The 22,639-nt window shown below is 67.8% G+C and carries 23 protein-coding genes and 2 riboswitches; of the genes, 20 read left to right on the forward strand and 3 right to left on the reverse strand.

Annotation, left to right across the window (positions count from 1 at the left end):
• Both AZG88_RS45950 and AZG88_RS45955 read left to right on the forward strand, forming a co-directional pair.
• Positions 1-984 (forward strand): ABC transporter permease, encoded by a 984-nt coding sequence (locus AZG88_RS45950; RefSeq protein ID WP_082833656.1) that lies wholly within the window; start codon positions 1-3, stop codon positions 982-984.
• Between the two features lie 151 nt (positions 985-1,135).
• On the forward strand, positions 1,136-2,044 hold the full coding sequence (locus tag AZG88_RS45955; protein WP_063886969.1) for an alpha/beta fold hydrolase: 909 nt from the start codon (positions 1,136-1,138) through the stop codon (positions 2,042-2,044).
• 68 nt (positions 2,045-2,112) lie between these two features.
• On the opposite strand, the gene AZG88_RS45960 is transcribed toward AZG88_RS45955, so the two are convergent.
• Positions 2,113-2,433, reverse strand: a complete 321-nt coding sequence (locus tag AZG88_RS45960) for a type VII secretion target (RefSeq protein ID WP_061701374.1) — start codon at positions 2,431-2,433, stop codon at positions 2,113-2,115.
• 92 nt (positions 2,434-2,525) lie between these two features.
• Between AZG88_RS45960 and AZG88_RS45965 the strand changes: the two genes are divergently transcribed.
• On the forward strand, positions 2,526-4,190 hold the full coding sequence (locus tag AZG88_RS45965; RefSeq protein ID WP_061701375.1) for an alpha/beta hydrolase: 1,665 nt from the start codon (positions 2,526-2,528) through the stop codon (positions 4,188-4,190).
• 17 nt (positions 4,191-4,207) lie between these two features.
• Positions 4,208-4,723, forward strand: a complete 516-nt coding sequence (locus tag AZG88_RS45970) for an LppA family lipoprotein (protein ID WP_231914437.1) — start codon at positions 4,208-4,210, stop codon at positions 4,721-4,723.
• 21 nt (positions 4,724-4,744) lie between these two features.
• On the opposite strand, the gene AZG88_RS45975 is transcribed toward AZG88_RS45970, so the two are convergent.
• Both AZG88_RS45975 and AZG88_RS45980 read right to left on the reverse strand, forming a co-directional pair.
• Positions 4,745-5,536 carry an HAD-IIA family hydrolase gene (locus tag AZG88_RS45975; protein ID WP_005562415.1) on the reverse strand — a complete coding sequence of 264 codons (792 nt, stop codon included), beginning with the start codon at positions 5,534-5,536 and terminating at the stop codon, positions 4,745-4,747.
• Between the two features lie 76 nt (positions 5,537-5,612).
• A complete protein-coding gene (locus tag AZG88_RS45980; protein WP_061701377.1) occupies positions 5,613-6,380 on the reverse strand; it encodes a sulfite exporter TauE/SafE family protein in 768 nt (255 codons plus the stop codon).
• A 212-nt stretch (positions 6,381-6,592) separates the two neighbouring features.
• Positions 6,593-6,689, forward strand: a riboswitch (SAM riboswitch).
• A gap of 7 nt (positions 6,690-6,696) precedes the next feature.
• Between AZG88_RS45980 and AZG88_RS55920 the strand changes: the two genes are divergently transcribed.
• From AZG88_RS55920 to AZG88_RS46050, 16 genes are all read left to right on the forward strand, one after another.
• On the forward strand, positions 6,697-6,771 hold the full coding sequence (locus AZG88_RS55920) for a putative leader peptide (RefSeq protein WP_368681154.1): 75 nt from the start codon (positions 6,697-6,699) through the stop codon (positions 6,769-6,771).
• A 144-nt stretch (positions 6,772-6,915) separates the two neighbouring features.
• A complete protein-coding gene (locus AZG88_RS45985; protein ID WP_025433180.1) occupies positions 6,916-7,896 on the forward strand; it encodes an amino acid ABC transporter permease in 981 nt (326 codons plus the stop codon).
• Complete coding sequence (locus AZG88_RS45990) at positions 7,893-8,675, forward strand: amino acid ABC transporter ATP-binding protein (RefSeq protein ID WP_005251656.1); 783 nt, start codon at positions 7,893-7,895, stop codon at positions 8,673-8,675. The genes AZG88_RS45985 and AZG88_RS45990 overlap by 4 nt, the downstream gene beginning before the upstream one ends.
• Before the next feature lie 37 nt (positions 8,676-8,712).
• Positions 8,713-9,684: an ABC transporter substrate-binding protein gene (locus AZG88_RS45995; RefSeq protein WP_037230740.1), complete on the forward strand. Its 972-nt coding sequence runs from the start codon at positions 8,713-8,715 to the stop codon at positions 9,682-9,684.
• Positions 9,685-9,695: 11 nt separating this feature from the next.
• Positions 9,696-10,238 (forward strand): GNAT family N-acetyltransferase, encoded by a 543-nt coding sequence (locus tag AZG88_RS46000; RefSeq protein WP_005251659.1) that lies wholly within the window; start codon positions 9,696-9,698, stop codon positions 10,236-10,238.
• Positions 10,235-11,296 carry an LLM class flavin-dependent oxidoreductase gene (locus AZG88_RS46005; RefSeq protein WP_061701378.1) on the forward strand — a complete coding sequence of 354 codons (1,062 nt, stop codon included), beginning with the start codon at positions 10,235-10,237 and terminating at the stop codon, positions 11,294-11,296. The genes AZG88_RS46000 and AZG88_RS46005 overlap by 4 nt, the downstream gene beginning before the upstream one ends.
• Positions 11,293-12,351, forward strand: coding sequence for an LLM class flavin-dependent oxidoreductase (locus AZG88_RS46010; protein ID WP_061701379.1), 1,059 nt, complete (start codon positions 11,293-11,295; stop codon positions 12,349-12,351). Before AZG88_RS46005 ends, AZG88_RS46010 begins: the two co-directional genes overlap by 4 nt.
• A gap of 15 nt (positions 12,352-12,366) precedes the next feature.
• The gene (locus tag AZG88_RS46015) at positions 12,367-13,761 is read left to right on the forward strand and encodes an NtaA/DmoA family FMN-dependent monooxygenase (protein WP_061701387.1); all 1,395 of its coding nucleotides are present in this window, start codon (positions 12,367-12,369) and stop codon (positions 13,759-13,761) included.
• 47 nt (positions 13,762-13,808) lie between these two features.
• Positions 13,809-13,902: riboswitch (SAM riboswitch) on the forward strand.
• A gap of 4 nt (positions 13,903-13,906) precedes the next feature.
• Complete coding sequence (locus AZG88_RS55410; protein ID WP_310794466.1) at positions 13,907-13,990, forward strand: putative leader peptide; 84 nt, start codon at positions 13,907-13,909, stop codon at positions 13,988-13,990.
• A 150-nt stretch (positions 13,991-14,140) separates the two neighbouring features.
• Positions 14,141-15,766, forward strand: a complete 1,626-nt coding sequence (locus AZG88_RS46020; RefSeq protein WP_061701388.1) for an ABC transporter substrate-binding protein — start codon at positions 14,141-14,143, stop codon at positions 15,764-15,766.
• Between the two features lie 3 nt (positions 15,767-15,769).
• Complete coding sequence (locus AZG88_RS46025) at positions 15,770-16,759, forward strand: ABC transporter permease (RefSeq protein ID WP_005251668.1); 990 nt, start codon at positions 15,770-15,772, stop codon at positions 16,757-16,759.
• Positions 16,752-17,672, forward strand: coding sequence for an ABC transporter permease (locus AZG88_RS46030; RefSeq protein ID WP_061045014.1), 921 nt, complete (start codon positions 16,752-16,754; stop codon positions 17,670-17,672). The genes AZG88_RS46025 and AZG88_RS46030 overlap by 8 nt, the downstream gene beginning before the upstream one ends.
• Positions 17,669-19,345 (forward strand): dipeptide ABC transporter ATP-binding protein, encoded by a 1,677-nt coding sequence (locus tag AZG88_RS46035; RefSeq protein ID WP_061045015.1) that lies wholly within the window; start codon positions 17,669-17,671, stop codon positions 19,343-19,345. The genes AZG88_RS46030 and AZG88_RS46035 overlap by 4 nt, the downstream gene beginning before the upstream one ends.
• Positions 19,338-20,474, forward strand: coding sequence for an LLM class flavin-dependent oxidoreductase (locus AZG88_RS46040; protein WP_061701380.1), 1,137 nt, complete (start codon positions 19,338-19,340; stop codon positions 20,472-20,474). Before AZG88_RS46035 ends, AZG88_RS46040 begins: the two co-directional genes overlap by 8 nt.
• Before the next feature lie 4 nt (positions 20,475-20,478).
• A complete protein-coding gene (locus tag AZG88_RS46045; protein WP_005251671.1) occupies positions 20,479-21,843 on the forward strand; it encodes an NtaA/DmoA family FMN-dependent monooxygenase in 1,365 nt (454 codons plus the stop codon).
• Positions 21,840-22,637, forward strand: coding sequence for a DUF1684 domain-containing protein (locus AZG88_RS46050; protein ID WP_061045017.1), 798 nt, complete (start codon positions 21,840-21,842; stop codon positions 22,635-22,637). Before AZG88_RS46045 ends, AZG88_RS46050 begins: the two co-directional genes overlap by 4 nt.
• The last annotated feature ends 2 nt before the right edge of the window (positions 22,638-22,639 follow it).

Genomic DNA, 22,639 nt, shown 5'->3' on the forward strand with positions numbered 1-22,639 from the left:
ATGACAAGTGCGACTCTCGAAAGAACCACCCTCGACATATCGGAAACTTTACGAAAGAACAGCACGCTCGTATACCCTTTCGTTTCGGTCTTTGCGATCATCGCGTACTTCACGATCACCAGCCCTCAGTTCCTGACATTCGACAACGCGACAAATATCGGAAGGCAGGCTGCGGTCCTCCTTCTCGTCGCATTGGCTGGGACGATCGTCATTGTGATCGGATCGATCGATCTGTCGGTCGGTGCAAATGTCACCTTGTCAGGGCTCGTGACCGCAGCAGCGGTCGATCGGATCGGGCTTCTGGGCGCCATCACCGCCGGCGTGCTGGCAGGTGCGGCGATCGGCTTCGCCAACGGCGCCATTTACACGGGACTGAAGGTGCCCTCGTTCCTCGTCACCCTGGGAACCATGTCGGTGTGTGCCGGTGTCGCCGGGCACTTGTCCGGGGGTAGTGCAATCGTCTACTCGAGCACGGCGCTTCCCGAGTTCGTCAATTCGAAGTCGCTCCTGGGTATACCCAATGTGATTTTCATCGTGCTGGCTGTAGCGGCTCTCCTGACCGCCGTTTCGTTCCGGACCAAGTTCGGGCGGTATCTGTATGCGATCGGGGGCGGCGAACCGGTGGCCGTACTGTCCGGAATCAATCTGCGCAGGTACAAGATTCTCGCCTTCGTGCTCGGCGGAGCGTTGTGCGGATTGGGTGGGGTCATCCTCACCGGCCAAGTTCAAGCCGGCTCGCCCAGCGCCGGTGATGCGCTCCTGCTGGATTCCATTGCAGCGGTCGTCATGGGCGGAACAGCCCTCTCGGGAGGACTGGGGGGAGCACATCGGACGGTTCTGGGCGTCGTCGTCATCGCCCTGCTGTCGAACGGTATGGACCTCACCGGCGTGAACAACTTCACCCAGGAGATCGTGAAAGGGCTCGTAGTGGTTGCGTCGGTCGCACTGACAATCGACAGAAGCCGATACAGCTTCATCAAATAGCGACCCACGCGAACATCCGACTCTCTACTGCCCAACGACCACATGGAGGTTACTCGCTGTCATGTCTGACAGAGCCACTACAACGACCCCGTCGGCTTCGACCCGGTTCGGAACCGCGACCCCACCCTATCCAGTGCCGCAGCACAGCCACATGAGCGTCCAGATGCATGATCTGCAGCACGGCCTCGTCCCCGTCGCCGAGGGAGTGCGACTGCACTATGTCGTCGCGGGCGAGGGTGACCCAGTCCTGCTGATACCGGGCTGGCCGCAGAGCTGGTATGCGTGGCGCTACATCATTCCCCTTCTCGTCGAGGCTGGGCGTCGCGTCTACGCCATCGACCCACGCGGATTCGGCGACAGTGATATGCCCAGTGAGGGATATGGTTTGGACAACGTTGCCGAGGACGTACACGTCTTGATCGAGCAACTCGGACTCGCGGGCCCGGACGGCCTCGACATCGTCAGCCACGACACGGGAAGCTGGATCGCACATGCGCACGCCGCGGCGTATCCGCAGGATGTACGCACTCTGGTCCTCTCGGACGCTCATATCCCCTGGGTGTCACCTCTGCCCGAGCGCGGCTATCCCGACGACAGTCTGAACGCACGTCAGTGGCACTTCTACTTCAACCGAGTCGAGGGACTGTCGGAGGCGCTCATCCACGGCCGGGAACGAGAATTCCTCAGCTGGTTCTTCGGCCCGTCCAAGCTTGCGCGCACATGGGTTATCGATTCGGAAGCATTCGAGGAGTACCTCCGTGTCTTCTCCAAGCCCGGGGCGGTTCGGGCGGGACTGAACTACTACCGCGAGGTATTCAGCCCGCGAGGCCGTGCCGCAAGCGAAGCTCGCAAACAGAAGCAACTCGGCATGCCAATGCTGACACTCGGCGGTTCCTACGCTGACGCCGACAACCTGTTCCATACGATGCGCCAGTTCAGTACCAACGTCCGCGACCGCGTATTCGAGGGCATCGGACACCACCTGCCGGAGGAGTGTCCCGAAGAGATGGCCGCAGAGATCGTGGCCTTCTGGGCCGCCGCCGAGGCGGAGCTCGGATAGGCGGCTCCGCCGCCCGTGCGCCTTTCTGGTTGTTCCGGCAACCACAAAGGCGCACGGGTGCGAAGCGCCTAGAGGTCGAGGCTCGTGGCCGGCGCGACCTCGTCGAGGTGCCCGGCGGTGGCCTTGTCCTGAGCGTCGTACCGGCGCGCGCACTCGACGAGGTTCGTCGACATCTCGGCAACAGACTGCTGCAACAACTCCCGTCGATCGTCCAGGTAGGACGTGAACCGGCCGAACGCGGCACCGGTCGCATCCGGCCACGCCGTACCCGAGTCGGCGAGGGCCGCGTCGGTGGTGTTCAGCTGTGAGCACGCCTCGTCGAACAGGATGTCGAGCTGACTGGCCGCTGCGCGTAGGGCCGCTGTGTCGACGTGGGTGGAATCGCTCATTTTCGATCCTTCGTGTCGGTCGAGACGAGATCGGACTCCGCTGATGCGATCGATCCGTTAGGGTACGGGCATTATGCATCCTGGGGGGGATCGTGAATCTGAGGGACATTGCCCGGTGGGACACCAGTGCGCTGCAGGCCGTGCAACGGTCGCTGTCCGCCCGACTGGCCACGATCGGTTTCGTGCAGGACCGTCTCGCCGACATCGGCCGGTTGCCGACGTGGCAGGCGGACGCCGCCGACGCCGCGCGTCGACGCTTCCGGATCGCCGCGGATGATCTGACCGGCGAGGTCGCGGCGATCACTGTCGTCGAGCGGTTGATCCGTGAGATGGTCGACGCGGTCACGCACCTGCAGGCCGAGCTCGACGGCCTCCGCGAAGCGGCTGCCGCCCACGGAATGGCCCTGTCCGACAACGGGGACATCATCGATGCGCCCGGACCGACTGTCGACGCTGCGGCAGCGCGGCGTGACGAACTTCGTGCCGCCGCCCGGGCGTTGATCCTGCAGGCGGAGGACCTCGTCGCCGACGCGGCCGCTGTCCTGACGCGGGCCGCGGACGGCGCGACCGAACCCGGTGAGACGGATCGCCCGGGCACCGGACTGTCCGCCCCGGCGCCGCCGCCGGACGGCTCCCCGCTCGACAACCGCGAGTACTGGGACGCCCTGCCGGCAGCCCAGCGCCGCGAGGTGATCGAGCAGCATCCCGAGTGGGTGGGTGATCGCGACGGAATCCCGTCCGCGGTGCGGCACGAGGCGAACGTCGGCCGGTTCGACGACGAGCGGTCGCGGTGGGAGGAGGAACGGGCCCGGATCCGGGAAAGGCTGGACCGCAACAGGTTCGGCGGAGCCTTCACCGACGACGATGCGGCGCTGTGGTACGCCGAGCAGAAGCTGCGGGACCTGGGCGATCTGGAGAAACTCGTGCGCGATCACCCGGACGGCCGGCTGATGCTGCTCGACCTGCAGTCGGGGGAGCGGACGATGGCCGCGTTCGCGCTCGGTGACCCGGACACCGCCGACCACATCTCCGTCACCACACCGGGCATCGACACGACGGTCCCCTCGCTGCGCGGGATGACCGACGAGGCGGCGGCGCTGAAGGCCGAGACCGAACGGCAATTGGACCTGGCCGACCGCACCGGTGAGACGGTGTCGACGATCGCGTGGCTGGGGTATCAGCCTCCGGCCACCACCGGTCCGGGCAATTACGACGTGCCGTTCCTCGACCAGAATCTCGGGCGCGGATGGCTCGTCGATTCCTGGCAGTCCGACCGCGCGACGGCGGGCGCCCCGAAACTCGCGTCATTCTATGACGGCCTCGACGTCGCCTCGCAGAAACCCGACCCGCACATCACTGCCCTCGGTCATTCGTACGGTTCGTACACCCAGGGCCTGGCGTTGCAGGATCCGGGACCGGGACAGCCCGTCGACGACGCCGTGTTCTACGGCTCGCCCGGGTTCGACGCGAACGACGAATCGGACCTCGGGTTGGCGCCCGGCCACGGATTCGTGATGCGCGCGCACGACGACCCCATCGCCGTGGCAGACGGATTCGGCAGGCTCGGCCCCGACCCGGTGCAGACGCACCTCGAGCAACTGTCGGTGCGCGAGGCTACCACCCCCGACGGCGTGCGGCGGGAAGACGCCGACGGGCACAGCGAGTACCCACGGCCGAGTGGCAACGGAGAGCTGCGGACGTCCGGCTACAACATGGCGGTGATCGTCGCGGGCATGCCGGAACTGGCGATCAGGTGACGGATGGCGGGTGGGCAGTGAAGGCGGTCGCCGTGATCGGTGCGGCGATCCTGACGAGCGGATGTGGTGGCGTGACGGACAACCCGTGCAACTTCAGCGACGAGGAGATCGCGGCGGCGGCAGCGAGCCTGAGCGACCGGCCGACACTCGCGGTCACCGAGCGGCAGGTCACCGATGCGCTGGTGCGGATCAGCGAGGCCGTCGCTGCGATTGCACCGGATGTCCGGTGGCAGTGGCATCGCGAACGCAGCCAGGGCGGCGGATGCCCGGGCCCGTATGCGTACACGGAGGGGCTTTCCGTCACCACGCAGGCATTGCTGTCCGACACCCCGATCGACGACGCGGACTGGCCCGCTGTGCTGGCCGCGGCCCGTGCGATCGCCACCGACGCCGGAATGGACCGACTCGACGTGCACGCCGACCGACCCGGACGCCACGACGTGACGTTCGCCGGTGGAGACGGGAACCGGATCACGTTCGGGACGTACAGGGCAGCGACCATCAGGGGTATCACCGGCTGCCGTCACCCGTGAGTACTTGTCAACGTCCCGCGGTTAAGAAGTACTCACGGGCGGCGGAGCCGCATCGCCGAACGGATCCGACGTGCGGCCGACCAGATCGGCGACCGATTTGAGCACCGCGGTGGGGCGGTAGGGGAACAGTTCCACCGAATCCCGCGTCGAAATTCCGGTGAGGACGAGGATGGTCTGCAGCCCGGCCTCGAGCCCGCAGACGATGTCGGTGTCCATGCGGTCGCCGATCATCAGCGTGTTCGCGGAGTGCGCGCCGATTGCCCGCAGCGCCGAGCGCATCATCAGCGCATTCGGCTTGCCCACGTAGTACGGGTCGCGACCGGTGGCCCTGCTGATCAGTGCCGCAACGGATCCCGTGGCCGGAAGGGACCCCTCTCGGGACGGGCCGGTGGGGTCGGGGTTGGTGGCGATGAAGCGAGCGCCCCTCTCCACCAGACGAATTGCGGTGGTGATCGCTTCGAAGGAGTAGGTGCGGGTCTCGCCGAGGACCACGTAGTCGGGGTCGTTCTCGGTGAGGACGTACCCGATGTCGTGCAGTGCGGTGGTGAGCCCGGATTCGCCGACGACGTACGCGCTGCCGCCGGGGCGCTGGTTCGCCAGGAACGTCGCGGTGGCCAGGGCGGACGTCCAGATCGATTCCTCGGGAATGTCCAGGCCGGTGCGGAGCAGACGGGCGCGGAGATCGCGCGGAGTCCTGATCGAATTGTTGGTCAGGACGATGAACGGGGTACCGGATTCCCGGAGTTCTGCCAGGAACAGGTCGGCCCCGGGGACCAGGTGCTCTTCGTGGACGAGAACGCCGTCCATGTCCATGAGATAGGTCCAGCCCGGGTGCTCTACGTCGTTGCTCACCGACTCAGTATGAGGGAGGGGGAGGGTGCATGCGCGACTATGCGAGCAGGCGGAACAGACCGATGAGGCCGACGACGACGATGGTTCCCCGCAACGCGGTGGGCGACAGCCTGCGGCCGTAGCGGGCCCCGAGGACGCCTCCGAGCAGCGAACCCACCGCGATGAGGCCGGCGGCCGTCCAGCTGATCCGCTCGAAGGCCACGAGCGTGTACGCGGTCGCGGCGACGACGTTGACGATGAGCGAGAGCAGGTTCTTCGCGCCGTTCATCCGTTGCAGGCTCTCCGGCAGGATCGCGCCCATCACACCCATCAGCAGGATGCCCTGCGCAGCGGTGAAGTATCCGCCGTACACGCCCACGGCGAACGTCCCGACGGTCAGCAGGGTGAGGCGCGCCGGGCTCAGGCCGGCCTCGTGGCTGCCGCGCTGCTTTGCCCAGGCCTGGATCTTCGGCTGCAGCACCACCAGGATCAGGGCGAGGATCAGCAGCACCGGGACGACGAGTTCGAACACAGTTTCGGGCAGGTGCAGCAGTAGCCACGAGCCGAGAATCGCACCGCACAGTGACGCCGGTATCTGCCACCGCAGTCGCGGTCCCTGCCCGGCCAGTTCCCGCCGGTAACCCCAAGTGCCGGATACGCCACCGGCGACCAGGCCGATCGCGTTCGACATCGTGGCGGTCACCGGAGGGAACCCGAATGCCACCAGGGTGGGGAAGGTGATGAGCGTGCCGCTGCCGACGATGGCGTTGATCGCGCCCGCGCCTACGCCGGCTACCAGGATCGCGATGACTTCGAGTGGTGTCACCGAGGCGACGTTACAAGGGCGTCGGAAGGCCCGGCAGCCGGGTCGCACCGCCGCGGAAATACAGGGCTGCACGCACAATCCAACCGCATGATTCGCTGCCTGTCAGTACTTCTGCGCACGGTGATTCTTGTGTCCGCTCGACGCCATTTCCCCTGTGTTGCAGGGAAATACCTCGTGTTGACGGGCTTCGGGAATGCGGCTAGTGTTCGCTTCAACCATCCAGAGCGACCGAGAGACCTGGCTCGTTGACGTCGCAGCAACCCTTCCGAATTCTTCGGGTGCGGGTGCTACCGCCGGGATCGATGGAAGGCAGCACATGAACTACCTTGCGCGCCCTGCGTGGCGCAGACGGCACATCGACCTGTGCCGGACCACCTCCTGCCACTGTTGACGAGGTCTGACAGCACGCTCACCGGGCATTTCGCCCGGTGAGCGACTGACGCGCGCCCGCATCCCGCGGAAGACGCGCCCTCCTCCCGTCCCGTTCCAGGTGAAAGGCCGCCTCAGTGATGACTGTCGTAAGTGGTGAGGGAGCGTGAGCGCCCCCGTTCGGGCGCGTTCGGCCGCGCCCCTCGATTCAGTGCCCTCCGGCGACGCGGACGCCGCGCTGGAAGTGGCACGGACGTGGCATCCGTGGCGGTGGATCGTCAGCGCCGCCGTGCTGGTACTGCTCGCCCAGTTCGTCCACGGCCTCGCCACCAACCCGGGATGGGACTGGGCCACGTTCGCCAAGTACTTCACCGCCGGCTCCGTGCTGCAGGCGCTGTGGATGACGGTGAAGCTGACGCTGTGGGGGACGGTCCTCGGATTCGCCCTCGGCGTGGTGCTTGCGGTCAGCCGCTTGTCGCACAACCCGGTCCTGCAGGTGATCGCCTGGGTGTACATCTGGGCCTTCCGGTCGATTCCGCTGATCGTGCAGCTCCTGTTCTGGTTCAACATCACGTACCTGTATCAGACTCTGTCGCTGGGCATTCCGTTCGGACCGGGGTTCTTCACGTTCGAGGTCAACGGCGTCATCAGCGGCTTCACCGCCGCCGTCATCGGGCTTGCCCTGCACCAGGCCGCGTACTCCGCCGAGATCATCCGCTCCGGCATCATCTCGGTCGACCACGGGCAGATCGAGGCGGCGCAGTCGCTGGGCATCCCGCGCCGACGCCAGTTCTTCAAGATCGTTCTCCCCCAGGCGATGCGCGGCATCCTGCCGAACGCCGCGAACGAGGTGATCAGCCTGTTCAAGGGCACCTCGATCGTGTCGACGATGGCGATCGCCGAACTGTTCTACCAGGTTCAGGTGATCTTCGGCCGCAACGGCCGCGTCGTACCGCTGCTGATGGTCGCGACGATCTGGTACATCATCCTGACCACGCTGTTGTCGATCGGCCAGTACTACGTCGAGCGGCACTACGCGCGCGGATCGGCTCGGGCACTGCCGCCGACTCCGTGGCAGAAGCTCACCCGGAAGTTCGCCGAGATCCGTGACGCCGGTGTCTCCGTACCGAGAGGTGCCACGAAATGACGGTCGAAGCCACTCCGGCGGAGTTCGCGGTGGAAGTTCGCGGAGTCCACAAGTCCTTCGGCGCACTCGAAGTCCTGCAGGGTGTGGACCTGCTGGTCCGCAAGGGCGAGGTGACGGTGATCCTGGGGCCTTCGGGTTCCGGCAAGTCCACGCTGCTGCGCACACTCAACCACCTGGAGAAGGTCGACCGGGGCACCATCCGCATCGACGGCGACCTCATCGGCTACCGGCGCAAGGGCAACAAACTCCACGAACTGCGTGAACGCGAGATCCTGAAGCAGCGTTCCCGGATCGGATTCGTGTTCCAGACCTTCAATCTGTTCCCCCACCTCACGGTGCTGGAGAACGTGATCGAGGCGCCGGTGTCGGCGCAGGGCCGCGACCGCGCCGAGGTCGAGGCCGAGGCGATCGCGCTGCTGGAACGGGTCGGCGTGCGCGACAAGGCCCACGAGTACCCGCGACAACTGTCCGGCGGCCAGCAACAGCGGGTCGCGATCGCCCGGGCCCTCGCACTGCGCCCGGCGGTGATCCTGTTCGACGAACCCACGTCGGCCCTCGACCCCGAACTGGTCGGTGAGGTCCTCGCCGTGATCAAACAACTGGCACGGGACGGCGCGACCCTCGTGATCGTCACCCACGAGGTGGGCTTCGCGCGGGAGGTCGCCGACACGGCGGTCTTCATGGACGCCGGCGTCGTCGTGGAACAGGGCCCGCCCTCGCAGGTCATCGACAACCCGCAGCACGACCGCACCACAGCATTCCTCTCCCGAGTTCTCTGATTCTCCACACCTCGGTGTGGATCCCCGAAAGGCACACATGTCCACCGCACGGTTCCGTACGAAGATTCTGGCCTCGGCCCTCACCACCGTCGCGCTGCTCGCCGCCGCGTGCGGGGGCGGCGACGTCGAGGACGAGGGATCGGGGCCGACCTCGGCCGCCGGATACAACCTCACCGCAGACCAGAATCGCATCACCACCGACGAGGTCGAGTCGATCGCCGCGAAGGTTCCCCAGCAGATCCGCGACCGCGGCACGCTCATCGTGACAGGCAGTGCCGGTTCCGCCCCGCCCCTGCGTTTCTACGCCGACGACGACAAGACGCTCATCGGCTCGGAGACCGACTTCGCGTACCTGATCGGCGACGTTCTCGGGTTGAAGGTCGACCTCCAGGCCGCGGATTGGGCGCAGAACTTCGTTCGAATCGACTCGGGGGAGGCCGACGCGTTCATCTCGAACGTCACCGTCACCGAGGAGCGGAAGGAGAAGTACGACTTCTCGACGTACCGCCTCGACACGGTCGCGTTCGAGACGAAGAAGGACAGCGGCATCCAGATCAAGGAGCCCAAGGACGTCGCGGGCCTGAAGATCGCGGTCTCCTCCGGCACCAATCAGGAAGCGCTGCTGGTGAAGTGGAGTGAGCAGAACGTCGCGGCGGGGCTCGAACCCACCGACATCACCTATTACCAGAACGTCACCGACTACTACCTTCCCCTCGCGTCGGGCCGGATCGACGCCTACTTCGGGCCCAACCCGTCCTCGTCGTTCCACGTGGCGCAGGCAGGGGAGAGCGAGATCGCCGGAACGTTCTCGGGGGCAGGCGACGCCCTCCAGGGTGAGATCGCCGTGCTCACCAAGAAGGACAACGGACTGGTGACTGCCGTCAACGAGGCCATCAATCACATCATCGAGAACGGCACGTATGCGCAGGTTCTCGACCGCTGGAACATCGCGAGCGAGGCCGTCGGCACGTCGGTCGTCAACCCGCCCGGACTCCCGAAGACCAGCTGACAGGAGGACCAGTGACCGAGAGGACCGAATCCGTGCAGACCGTGTTCGTCGACCAGGCGGATCCACTGGCCGCGCCGCTGCTCGAAGAACTGGCGATCGAGTACAGCACTCGGTACGGGCGCACCCGCGACGAGATCTACGACGATCTCAGCACGTATCCGGCGGAGGAGTTCGCCGCACCGGGTGGCGCGTTGCTCGTCGTGGTCGAGGAGGGGGCGTCCGTGGCGGGCGGGGCCTTCCGCCGCTACGACGACACGACTGCCGAACTCAAACGGATCTGGACCTCGTCGGCGCACCGCCGCCGCGGCCTCGGACGAATCGTGCTGCGGGAGCTCGAGGCCGAGATCGTCCGGGCCGGTTTCTCCCGCATCTTCCTCACCACGGGGCCGCGGCAGCCCGAGGCGGTGGCCCTGTATCTGGCCGCGGGGTACACGGCACTGTTCGACCGCACCCTCCCACCGCAGGACGTCGGAATCCACGGATTCGAGAAGATCCTGCACACCGCTACCACTCTGCCTTCCGCCTGTGCCGCAAAGGAGTACGAGTCCGTATGAAGTTTCTGCTGATGAGCCTGATCACTCACCAACCGGATCCGGTGACCGGGGAGAAGATCGGCACTGCGGCGAGGCTGCAGGAGGTCGTGGAGTCCGCCGTCCTCGCCGAGCAACTGGGGTACGACGGGTTCGCGGTGGGCGAGCGCCACGAACATCCCTTCCTGTCCTCGTCCCCACCCGTGGTGCTCAGCGCCATCGCGGCGCGCACCAGCACGCTGCAGTTGTGGACGGCGGTCACCACGCTGAGCCTGCTCGACCCGGTCCGTGCGTTCGAGGACTACTCGACGCTGGACAACCTGTCGGGCGGCCGGCTGCAGCTCATCATCGGCAAGGGCAACGGCACCGCGCAGGCGGAGTTGTTCCACGTCACCTCGGACGATCAGTGGGACCGCAACCGCGAGGGCTACGAACTGTTCCGGCAGTTGTGGCAGAGCGAGGACGTCACCTGGGAAGGCACGTTCCGGCCGTCTCTCGAGCACGCTGTCGCACTGCCGCGCCCGCTGCAGCGGCGGATCCGGATCTGGCACGGCAGCGCGACGAGCAAGGAATCGGTGGATCTCGCGGCCCGCTACGGTGATCCGATCTTCTCCGCGAACGTCACTTACCCCATCGACTCGTACGCCGAACTCGTCCGCCACTACCGCGAACGGTGGGCCCACTACGGTCACGATCCCGCCGACGCCCTCGTCGGCGCCGGAACTGCCGGGTTCTACGTGACGCCGAACTCACAGGATGCGCTCGACGTGTGGCGGCCGATTCACGCCGCCCGCCTCGACTTCGCCCGCAGGGCAGGACTTCCGGTGGTGTTCGAAACCGTCGAGGACTTCGTCGAACGCAGCTCCGCACTGATCGGCAGCCCGCAGCAGGTGATCGACAAGGTGCAGCGCTACCACGAGCAGTTCGGGCACGAGGTGATCCACCTGAGCGCCGACCGCGTCGGCAGCGACAAGCAGCACCGCGAAAGCCTGGAGCTGTTCCAGGCCGAGGTGGCACCCGCGCTGCGCGAGACCATTCCGAGCCGCCCCCTCACGGCCGGCACCGAGGAGGAAAACGCATGAGCCTGGTTCTGGGCATCGAACTCGACGGCGAGGGTGCGCATCCCGAAGCCTGGCGACGAGCCGCGCACACACCGGACCGGTTGCTGACCGGGCGAACGGTGGCGGACCGGGTCGCGGCAGCGGAGAACGCCGGTTTCACGTTCGCCTCCTTCGACGATTCGCTCCTGCCGCCCGGCGCGGACGGGGGACCCGTGGGCCGGATCGACGCGGTGAACCGCGCAGCGTTCGTCGCCGCGACCACCAGCACGATCGGTCTCGTACCGGTCGTCGGCACCACATACGCCGAGCCGTTCCACACGTCCTCCCAGCTCGCGACGCTCGACTACGCGTCGCGCGGTCGCGGCGGCTGGATCGCAGCACGCGACACCGACCCGCGGGTCGCGAGCGCCCTCGGCCGGGCCGAGGTCACCGCACCCGCCGACCTCGCGCGGGAGGAACGGGACGCGATCACCGTGGTCCGGGACCTGTGGGATTCGTGGGAGGACGACGCGGTGATCCGCGACCACACCACCGGGCGTTTCGTCGACCGCGACCGATTGCACTACATCGACTTCCAGGGCGAGACCTACTCGGTGAAGGGTCCGGCCATCGTGCCACGACCGCCGCAGGGGCAACTGGTGGTGTTCGGCCCCGAGGGGAACACCGATCCCTCCCTGGTCGACGTGGTGCTGGTGTCCGGACCGACACTCGAGGACACCACCGCGGCCGCCGGGCGCGCGAAGGCAGGCGGCACACCGCTGGTGTTCGCCGAACTGGATGTGGCACTCGGCTCGTCCCCGCCCGCCCCGCCGAGCGGACGGCTGTCGTTCGCCGGCGATGCCACCGGGCTGCTGGAACTGCTGCGCGCACTGGATGCGCACGTCGACGGTGTGCGCCTGCATCCCGCCGTCGTCGACGAGGATCTTCCGGTGCTCGCGCGGTCCGTGCTCCCGGCACTCCTGCGCGCCCGCATCGCCCACCGCCCCGTCCCCGGTTCGACCCTGCGCAGCACGCTGGGCCTCGACCGTCCCGTCACCCGATTCCAGGCCGAGCGCCTCGAAGACTCTTCTCGCTGAAAGGTTGTGGAGAACATGACCGACTACTCGTACGCCAGGCCCGGCGCCCAGGTGCACTTCGGTGTCTTCTTCCAGGGCGTCAATCACACGACGATCTGGTCGGATCCGTCGAGCGGATCGCAGATCGACTTCGAAACGTTCCGGCGGGTGGCACTGACCGCCGAGAGGGGCCTGTTCGACGCCTTCTTCCTCGGTGAGGGCCTGCGTCTGCGGGAACAGGAAGGCAAGATCCTCGATCTCGACATCGTGGGCAGGCCGGACGCGATCACCCAGCTCGCGGCGCTGGCCGGCATCACCCGGCACATCGGGTTGGTGGCCACCCAGAACACCACCTACAACGAGCCGGCCGACCTCGCCCGGCGGCTGTCCGGGCTGGACCTGCTGTCCGGTGGCCGTGCCGGTTGGAACGCCGTCACCACGGACAACGCCTGGACCGGGGAGAACTTCCGGCGCGGCGGCTTCCTCGATCACGCGGACAGATACGAGCGGGCCGGGCAGTTCCTCGACACCGCCCGGACGATCTGGGATGCGTGGGCCGACGGCGCGGTCGCGACGAGTACCGACGCGCCGTCGTGGTCGACGCCGGACGGTGTGCCGGAGGTGTCCCGGCGCACGTCGCAGTTCGACGTCAGGATCACCCCCACGCTGCCGCGCAGCGCGCAGGGGCATCCCGTCATCTTCCAGGCCGGCGACTCACCGGCGGGCCGGGACTTCGCGGCCGCGCACACCGACGTGATCTTCTCCCGGCACGGAACGCATTTCGACGAGGCACTCGCGTTCGCCGACGACATCCGGGCCAGACTGCGCCGTGCCGGGCGCCCCGAGGACGACGTCAAGATTCTGCCGGGCACGCAGATCGTGCTCGCGGAGAACGAGTCCGAGGTCGAGGAGAAGATCCGTTGGGTCCTCGAAGGCCAGTACACCGGGCAGACGGCGTTGTCTCTGGTGGGTCAGGTGTGGGGCCGTGATCTGTCCGATCGCGACCCGGACGGGCCACTGCCCGAATTCGATCCGGTGCCCGCGCCGATCTCGGTCACCCGCGGGGCGGCGCGCGACGGGAAGGATCCGCTCGCGATCGCGCGGGAATGGCGGGCACTGGCGGAGGCGCAGAACCTCTCGCTCCGGCAGGTCGCGATCGCGACCACCCAGCGGTCCGGTTTCGCCGGCACCCCCGGTCAGGTCGCCGACGAACTCACCCGGTGGGTTCGCAGCGGAGCGACGGACGGGTTCAACATCTCGCCGTACCTGGTGCCCGCCGGACTCGACGAGATCGTCGACCTGCTGGTGCCCGAACTGCAGGAGCGAGGCTCGTACCGAACGGAATACGAAGGCTCCACTCTGCGCGAACATCTCGGTCTCCGGCCCGCTCTGTCGCGACGGGAACTCCCGACCCGGCAGGCCGTGGGGTGACGGGGGCCCGTGTGGCGGGGCGACCGGCGATCTCTTACACTCGGTGACGACCATCCAGAGCGACCGAGAGACCTGGCTCGTTGACGTCGCAGCAACCCCCCGCCCTGCGGGTGCGGGTGCTACCGCCGGGATCGATGGAGGAACGATGTTGACCGAAGGTTTCGTGAGCGCCTGGGGGCGTCTCCACGTCGATCTCTGCCGGCTGTCCACCTCGATCTGTCACAGCTGACCTGATACCCCGATCCGTCGGGGTTCCGGCTCTTCACACCGCATCCGCGTCGGATCCGGTGTCCCTCACCTTCCTGTGCGCGTGAGCGCTGCCGAATCGTCTCGGCAGCGCGCACGGCACTTCGAGATCACGGAGTTCTCGGTGCCATCAGTGCTTTTGTCCTCGCCCTACCGCATCGCAGCAGGTATCGGCGCCGCTGCCGTGCTGGCCACGGCGCTCACCGCCTGCGGTGGCGGTTCCAGCAGTTCCTCCGCAGATGCGGGCCCCGCACAGCCGGGCGGCACACTCCGCTACGGCCTCTCCCAGGCACCCACGTGCGCCGACCCGGCGCAGTCGGGCACGAACCAGACGATCTACGTGGCTCGTCAGGTGGTGGACTCGCTCACCGACCAGGACCCGGCAACGGGTGAACTGAAGCCGTGGCTCGCCGAGAACTGGGAAACCGACGCCGACGCGTCCTCCTTCACGTTCCACCTGAAGGAGGGTGTGACGTTCAGTGACGGAACACCTTTCACCGCGGATTCGGTGAAGAGGAATCTCGACGCCATCGTGAACACCCTCTCCGGCGCCAAGGCCCCGCTCGGTGCCAGCTACCTCGCCGGTTACACCGGCACCACCGTGATCGACCCGCTGACCGCGCAGGTCGACTTCGCCGCACCCAACGCGCAGTTCCTACAGGCGTCGTCGACCCCGCAGCTGGGCATCCTGTCCGATGCGTCCGTCGCGAGGTCCGCCGAAGAGCGGTGCACCGGCAACATCTCGGGCACCGGGCCGTTCACGTACGCCGACTACCAGCAGGACAAGTCGGCGACCCTCGCCAAGCGCGCCGGATACAACTGGGGTTCGGACGTGTTCGGCCACGACGGCGAGGCCTACCTCGACACCATCGAGTTCAGTGTCGTGCCCGAATCCGGGGTCCGCACGGGCAGCCTGTCCTCGGGACAGCTGGACGCGATCAGCGACGCGTTGCCGCAGGACGCCCCGCAGATCGAAGGCGCGGGCGGGCAGGTGCTCACCACGTCGAACCCCGGGACGCCGTTCGGTTTCCAGCCCAACGTGACTCGCGGGCCGCTCGTCGATCCGGTCGTGCGCAGCGCGCTGGTCCCGGCGATCAACCGGCAGGAACTGGTCGACACCGTGCTCGGGCCCAACTTCAAGCCCGCCACGAGCACGCTGGCCAGCCGCACCCCCGGCTACGTGTCGCTGCCGGACGTGACGTACGACCCGGAGAAGGCGAAGTCGATTCTGGATCAGGCGGGCTGGGTTCCCGGTGCCGACGGCATCCGGGAGAAGGGCGGTCAGAAGCTGAGCTTCCCCGTTCTGTTCAGCTCGGTGTTCGCCGGTAACCAGGCCATTCTCGAACTGGTGCAGCAGCAGCTCAAAGAGGTGGGAGTGGATCTGCAGCTGAATCTCGTGTCCACTCCTGAGGCCACCGCCCGCCAGAATGCCAAGGACTTCGACGCCACCTACTACAACAGCACCCGCGCCGACGGTGACATCCTCCGCACCCAGTTCGGCCTCGAAGGCCGCAACCTGAACAACCGCGGACCGATTCCCGCGCTCGACGACGTGCTCGCGAAGCAGCTCGCCACCACCGACACCACCGAGCGGAGTTCGCTCGTCGCCGACGCCCAGCAGCAGGTGCTCGACAACGGCCTGTGGATCCCCACGGTGGAGTTGTCGCAGGCGATCGGCGCCGGTCCGAACGTGCAGGACCTGAAGTTCGAGGCCTCGGCCCGGCTCCAGTTCTTCGACACCTGGATCAGCGGACGCTGAGCCATGATTCGCTACCTCGGACTACGTGTGCTGCAGGCGATCGCCGTCCTGTGGGCGACGTTCACCGTGTCGTTCGCCGTGCTGTTCCTGCTGCCGTCCGACCCGGTGAGCATCGCCGTCGACTCGGCGACCACCGGAACGACGGTCGACGCGGCTGCCGTCGCGGAGTTGCAGGCCCGGTACGGCCTCGACCAGCCGGTGTGGGTGCAGTACTGGAACTCCCTGAGCCACGCCGTCCGCGGTGACTTCGGGTACTCGATCGCCACCGGGCAATCGGTGACCGAGGCCATCGGGAACGCGGTGCCCAGCACGCTCGCGCTGGCGTCCGCGGCGCTGGTTCTCGCGGTCGTGTTCGGGGCAGCGGTCGCGTTCCTCGCCACCTACACGAGGGTCCATTGGGTGCGGAATCTGCTGTTCTCACTTCCTCCGCTCGGTGTCGCGGTGCCGACATTCTGGGTGGGACTGATTCTGCTGCAGCTGTTCTCGTTCCGGTTGAAGGCTTTCCCGGCGTTCGGTGACCAGGGGATCGCGACGCTGGTGCTCCCCGCGGTGACGCTCGCGCTGCCGACCGGCGCCGTGATCGCGCAGGTGCTCGCGGCGAGTCTGCAGACCACGTGGCGGCAGCCGTTCATCGAAGCCGCGCGGGCGAAGGGCGCGTCCCGTTGGCAGATCCAGACCCGGCACGCGCTGCGCCTGTCGAGCATTCCCGCGTTCACCATCGCCGGTGTGCTCGTGGGTAATCTGCTGGCCGGATCGGTCGTCGTCGAGACGGTGTTCTCGCGCGCCGGAGTGGGGCGACTCACCCAGACTTCCGTGATGGCGCAGGACATTCCGGTGGTCCAGGGAATCGTGGTGCTGAGCTCCGTCGTCTATGTACTCGTCAATCTCGCCGTCGATCTGCTCTACCCGCTGATCGATCCGAGGATCGTCGAGGGTAGACGCAGTTCCGGCGCCGGCACCACCGCGGGTGTGGAGGAGAAGGTTCATGTCTGACATCCTCACCAGGGAACTGATCGACGAGGCCGAGGGTTTCGGCACTCCACCGATCGACCCGCCTCCCGTGATCGTGTCCGAGTCGGACAGCCGCGGACGCCGCGTGGTGACGTGGTTGCGTCGCAATCTCGCGCTCGTGGCCTCGGCCGCCGTGCTCCTTGTCGCGGTCGGATTCGCGGTGGCGCCGTCGGTGTTCGCGAGCGGCGACCCGCTGGTCGGGGTGCCCGCCCAGAAACTGCAGGCGCCGAGTGCCGCGCATTGGTTCGGCACCGACAACATCGGCCGCGACGTGTATACCCGCGTGGTTCACGGCGCCGGACTGTCGCTGACCGCAACGCTGTTGGCCGTGGGCATCGCACTGGTCGTCGGTTCGCTGATCGGCCTGCTGTCCGGTGCCGTCGGAGGTGCGCTGGACGCCGTCCTGATGCGGGTAGTCGACGTCCTCCTGTCGATCCCCGCCCTGCTGCTCTCGCTCGCACTGGTGACCGCGCTGGGGTTCGGCACCGTCAACGTGGCCATCGCGGTGGGCGTGTCGCTGATCGCGAACTTCGCCCGCGTGATGCGTTCGGAGGTGCTGCGAGTACGCCGGTCGCTGTACGTCGAGGCGGCGTTCGCGTCGGGTGTCCGCTGGCACACGGTGCTGCGCCGCCACGTGCTGCGGAACTCGTACGCGCCCGTCGTGGCACTCGCCGCCGTCGAGTTCGGGATGGCGGTCCTCGCGGTGTCGTCGCTGAGCTTCCTCGGGTTCGGTGCGGTGCCGCCCACCCCGGAATGGGGCTCGCTGATCTCCGAGGGCCGGAACTACCTCGCCACCGCATGGTGGATGACAACCCTGCCCGGACTGGTGATCGTGGCCGTCGTGCTGTCGGCGCACCGACTCGGGCATGCACTCGAACAGAGGGAAGTGCGATGAGTTCGACTACTACTGCGGCAGGCACCACGGCGCCGCTCCTCCAGGTCTCCGGACTGCGGGTGGCGTACGGGAGCGTGAGCGATCCCGTCGTGGCCGTGAAGGGCGTCGACCTCATGGTCTCGCGCGGCGAAGTGGTGGCCGTGGTCGGCGAGTCCGGCTCCGGAAAATCCACCACCGCGCACGCCATCCTCGGACTGCTCAGCGGATCCGGGCGTGCCGTCGCCGGCACCGTCACATTCGACGGTGAGCGTCTCGACACCAAGTCGGAGCGCGCACTCGGGCGGGTCCGCGGCGCCCGGATCGGCCTGGTTCCCCAGGACCCGACGACATCGCTCAACCCCGTCCTGCGGGTCGGCGCCCAGGTGGCGGAGGTGCTCCGGATCCACGGTCTCGCCGACCGGCGGACAGCAGGCATCGAGGCGGTGCGCATTCTCGCCGAGGCCGGGATCGACCGGCCCGAGGCGCGGGCGAGGCAGTACCCGCAGGACCTCTCGGGCGGGCAACGGCAGCGCGTCCTGATCGGGATCGCCTTGGCGTGCAGCCCCGAACTCGTGATCGCGGACGAGCCGACCAGCGCGCTCGACGTCACGGTGCAGCGCCGGATTCTCGATCACCTCGACGCGCGGATCGCCGAGTCCGGTACCGCGGTCCTGCTGATCACGCACGATCTGGGTGTCGCCGCCGACCGTGCCGACCGGATCGTGGTGATGAGCCAGGGTGAGGTGGTGGAAGCCGGTCCCACCCGCGAGATCCTCGAGAATCCACAGCACGAGTACACCCGCACCCTGCTGGCCGCGGCGCCGAGTCTCTCGGTGGGACGGGGGTCCAGCCGCGCCGCGGCGGCGGGCGGAGCCGAACCCGATGTCCTGTTGCGCGTCTCCGGGGTGTCCAAGACGTTCCGGATCGATCGGCGCACGGCCATCGACGCCGTCCAGGACGTGTCGTTCGAGGTTCCGCGCGGGCGCACGCTGTCGCTGGTGGGGGAGTCCGGGTCCGGCAAGTCCACGGTGGCCCGGATCGCGATCCGGTTGGAATCTCCCTCGGCGGGCCGCGTCGAGTTCGACGGCCGGGACATCACCACCCTGCGCGGCGGCGCGCTGCGCGCCCTGCGCCGCCGAGTGCAGATCGTGTACCAGAACCCGTATGCGTCCCTCGATCCGAAGCTGGCGATCGCGGACATCGTGGCGGAACCGCTCGGTGCGTTCGGTGTCGGGACCAGGGCGGAACGGACGGCCCGAGTCGCCGAACTGCTCGAACAGGTCGCGCTGCCGCGCACCTACCTCGAACGCAGGCCGGCCGAGCTGTCCGGAGGGCAACGGCAGCGGGTCGCCATCGCCCGCGCGCTCGCCCTGCACCCCGAACTCGTCGTGCTCGACGAACCGGTGTCGGCGCTGGACGTCTCGGTGCAGGCACAGATCCTCGGGTTGCTCGAGAGCCTGCAGCGGGAACTCGGGCTCAGCTACCTCTTCATCTCACACGACCTTGCCGTGGTCCGGCAGATCAGCGACACGGTCGCGGTGATGCGGTCCGGCCGCATCGTCGAATCGGGCACCGCGGCAGAAGTATTCGACAATCCCCGCCACGACTACACCCGGCAGTTGCTCGACGCCATCCCGGGACGATCCGTCGTGCGCCCACGTTCTGCACAGCTGGAGGAATCGATTCATGCCTGAGCCACACGACCCGCTCGTCGCCGTCGATCTGTACGGTACGGGGATCCATCCGCAGTCCTGGCGCCGTCCGGACTCGCGCGCCGAGGACCTCTTCACCGCCGGCTACTGGACCGGTCTGCTCGGGCAGGCCGACTCGGCCGGAGTGGACCTCGCCTTCGTAGGCGATACCTTCGCGATCGCCACCACGGGACATGCCGATCAGCGTGGGCAACTGGATGCCGTGGCGATCGCGGCACGGGCCGTCGCGTCCACCGAGCGCATCGGCCTGGTTCCCACGGTGACGGTCACCCACACAGAACCGTTCCACGTGTCCAAGGCCATCGCGAGCCTCGACCACGCGTCGCTCGGCCGCGCCGGGTGGCAGGTGGACGTGTCGGCCGGTCAGGCGCAGGCGAATCTGTTCGGACGCAATTATGCACAGGAGGCCGAGAGTCTGTGGGCGGAGGCGGCCGACGCGATCGAGGTCGTCAGTCTGCTGTGGGACAGCTGGGAGGACGACGCCGAGATCCGCGACGTCGCCACCGGCCGCTTCATCGACCGGGACAAGCTGCACTACATCGATTTCAATGGCACGCACTTCTCCGTGAAGGGTCCCTCGATCACGCCGCGGTCGCCGCAGGGGCAGTCGCTGATCGTGATCGGTGCGCGGGACGAGCACTCCACCCGGGTCGCCGCGGCGCGCGCCGACGTGATCCGCATCGGCGCACCCACCGTGGACGCGGCGCGTGACGTCGCGGACCGGGTGCGACGTGCCGCGGTCGAGGCGGGCCGGGCCCCCGCTTCGCTCCGGATCCTGCTGGACGTCGAGGTGGTGATCGCCGAGACCGCCGACACGGCGGAACGCGACCTCGCCCAGCTCGAGAACTGGTCCGGCAGCCGCTACGAGCCGGCGTCGATTCTCCACCGCGGCGCCGCGCATGGACTGTCCCGGCTGATCACCGACGTGGTGGACACCGGGGGCGTCGACGGTGTCACCCTCCGGCCGCTGGCGCTGACGTCCGGCCTGAACGAGATCACCCAACGCGTCCTGCCGCTGCTGCGGCCGGGCGGCCGAGCGTCCGACAGCGGAGTGCTCCGGGAGCGGCTCGGCTTCACCCGTCCCGTCAATCACTTCGCCGGACAGGACTGACCTCATGAGCAACCAGCGCAAGCAGATTCATCTCGCCGCCCACTTTCCCGGCGTCAACAACACCACCGTGTGGAGCGACCCCGCCTCGAAGAGCCAGATCGACTTCGACTCGTTCGTGCACCTCGCGGAGACCGCCGAACGCGGACTGTTCGACTTCTTCTTCCTCGCCGAGGGCCTGCGCCTGCGTGAGCACCGGGGCCTGATCCACGACCTCGACGTGGTGGGCCGCCCCGACACGGTGACGGTGCTCGGCGCACTCGCAGGAGTCACCACGCATCTGGGCCTGGCGGGGACGATCAACACCACGTTCAACGAACCGTACGAGCTGGCACGGCAATTCGCCTCGCTCGACCATCTGTCCGACGGCCGGGCCGCGTGGAACATGGTGACGTCCTCGGACGCGTTCACGGGGGAGAACTTCCGGCGCGGGGGATACCTCGACAAGGCCGACCGGTACGTCCGTGCAGGCGAACTGATCGAGGGCGCCCGCAAGTTCTGGGACAGCTGGGATCAGGATGCGTTGCAGATCGACCGCGCCCGGGGAGTGTTCGCCGCGGACAACTCGATCCGCGACGTCACCCACTCCGGCTCCCAGTTCGACATCCGGGGACGATTCACGATTCCCCGGAGCCCGCAGGGGCACCCGGTGCTGCTGCAGGCCGGTGACTCCGATCAGGGCCGCGAATTCGGGGCCGCGCAGGCGGACGCGATCTTCACCATCCACGGGTCGCTCGAGGACGGCCAGAAGTTCTACACGGACGTCAAGGGCAGGCTGGCGAAGTACGGGCGCAGTTACGACGATCTCAAGGTCCTGCCCGCGGCGACCTTCGTGCTGGGCGACTCCGCGGCGGACGCCGCCGAGCGCGCCGATCACATCCGGCACCAGCAGGTGGGCCCGCAGACGGCGATCGCGTTTCTCGAACAGGTCTGGGGTCGTGACCTTTCCGCATACGACCCGGACGGTCCGCTACCGGACGTCGAACCGGCCGACGACACGAACATCACCCGGGGCCGGGTCCGGCACGCGAAGGACCCCCGCGAGATCGCCGCCGCGTGGCGGGCGAAGGCCGAAGCCGAGAAGCTCAGCATCCGTGAACTGATCATCGCGGTCACCACCCGCCAGCAATTCGTCGGCACCGCCGCTCAGGTGGCCGAGGAGATCGACCGCTACGTGCAGGCGGACGCGTGCGACGGCTTCATCCTGGTACCGCACCTCACACCGGCCGGGCTCGACGAGTTCGTCGAGAAGGTGGTCCCGGAATTGCAGAACCGCGGCAGCTTCCGCTCCGAGTACTCGGGGACGACCCTGCGCAGCCATCTCGGACTGCGCCATCCGCATCACCAGACAGAAGGAGTTCGGGCATCATGACCGCAGTCACGGCAGGCGCGACATTCGAGCAGGGCTGGCAGGACTGGCATTCGGCGCGGGAGGAGTCTTTCCGCGACCCGCTGGGATGGCTGAGTCTCACCGCCCTGCACTGGCTCGTCGAGACCGACACCACGTTCCCCGACCTGCCCGGGAAGTGGCGGGCCGACGCGGACGGGGTGGTGATCACGGCCACCGCCGACGCCGGTCTCGAGGTCGACGGCGACGCGGTCGACGGCACGGCGACCCTCGCACCTCTGGAGGGTGCACCCGGTCTGCTCGTGCGGCACGGGAGCCGCAACATCGAGGTGATCCGGAGGACCGGTGACGTCGCCCTGCGGATCCACGACCCCGAGGCGGGCACCCTCGCCGCGTTCACCGGCATCCCGGCGTTCCCGCCCGCGCGGCAGTGGGCCGTGCCGGCAACGTTCACCCCGTTCCCGCAGTCCCGTGTCGTGACGACGGGTGCGGTCGTCGAGGGTCTCGAGCACCACCACACGGCGCTGGGCTCACTCGCATTCGAGTACGACGGCGCCGCACACGAACTCGTCGCGTTCGCAGGCACGAACGGTGGCCTGCACGTCCTGTTCACGGACGCCACCAGCGGGGTCAGCACGTACCCCGCGGCGCGGTCCCTGGCCGTGGACGCACCCGCCGCCGACGGCCGGGTGATCCTCGATTTCAACCGGGCGGCCAACTTGCCGTGCGCGTTCACCGACTACGCCACCTGCCCGGTCGCGCCCGCCGAGAACCGGTTGACGCTCGCGGTCGAGGCCGGCGAGAAGAACCCGCGGTAGGC

Source organism: Rhodococcus sp. LB1 (assembly GCF_001583455.1).
In the GTDB taxonomy this organism is placed as follows: Bacteria; Actinomycetota; Actinomycetes; order Mycobacteriales; family Mycobacteriaceae; genus Rhodococcus_F; species Rhodococcus_F opacus.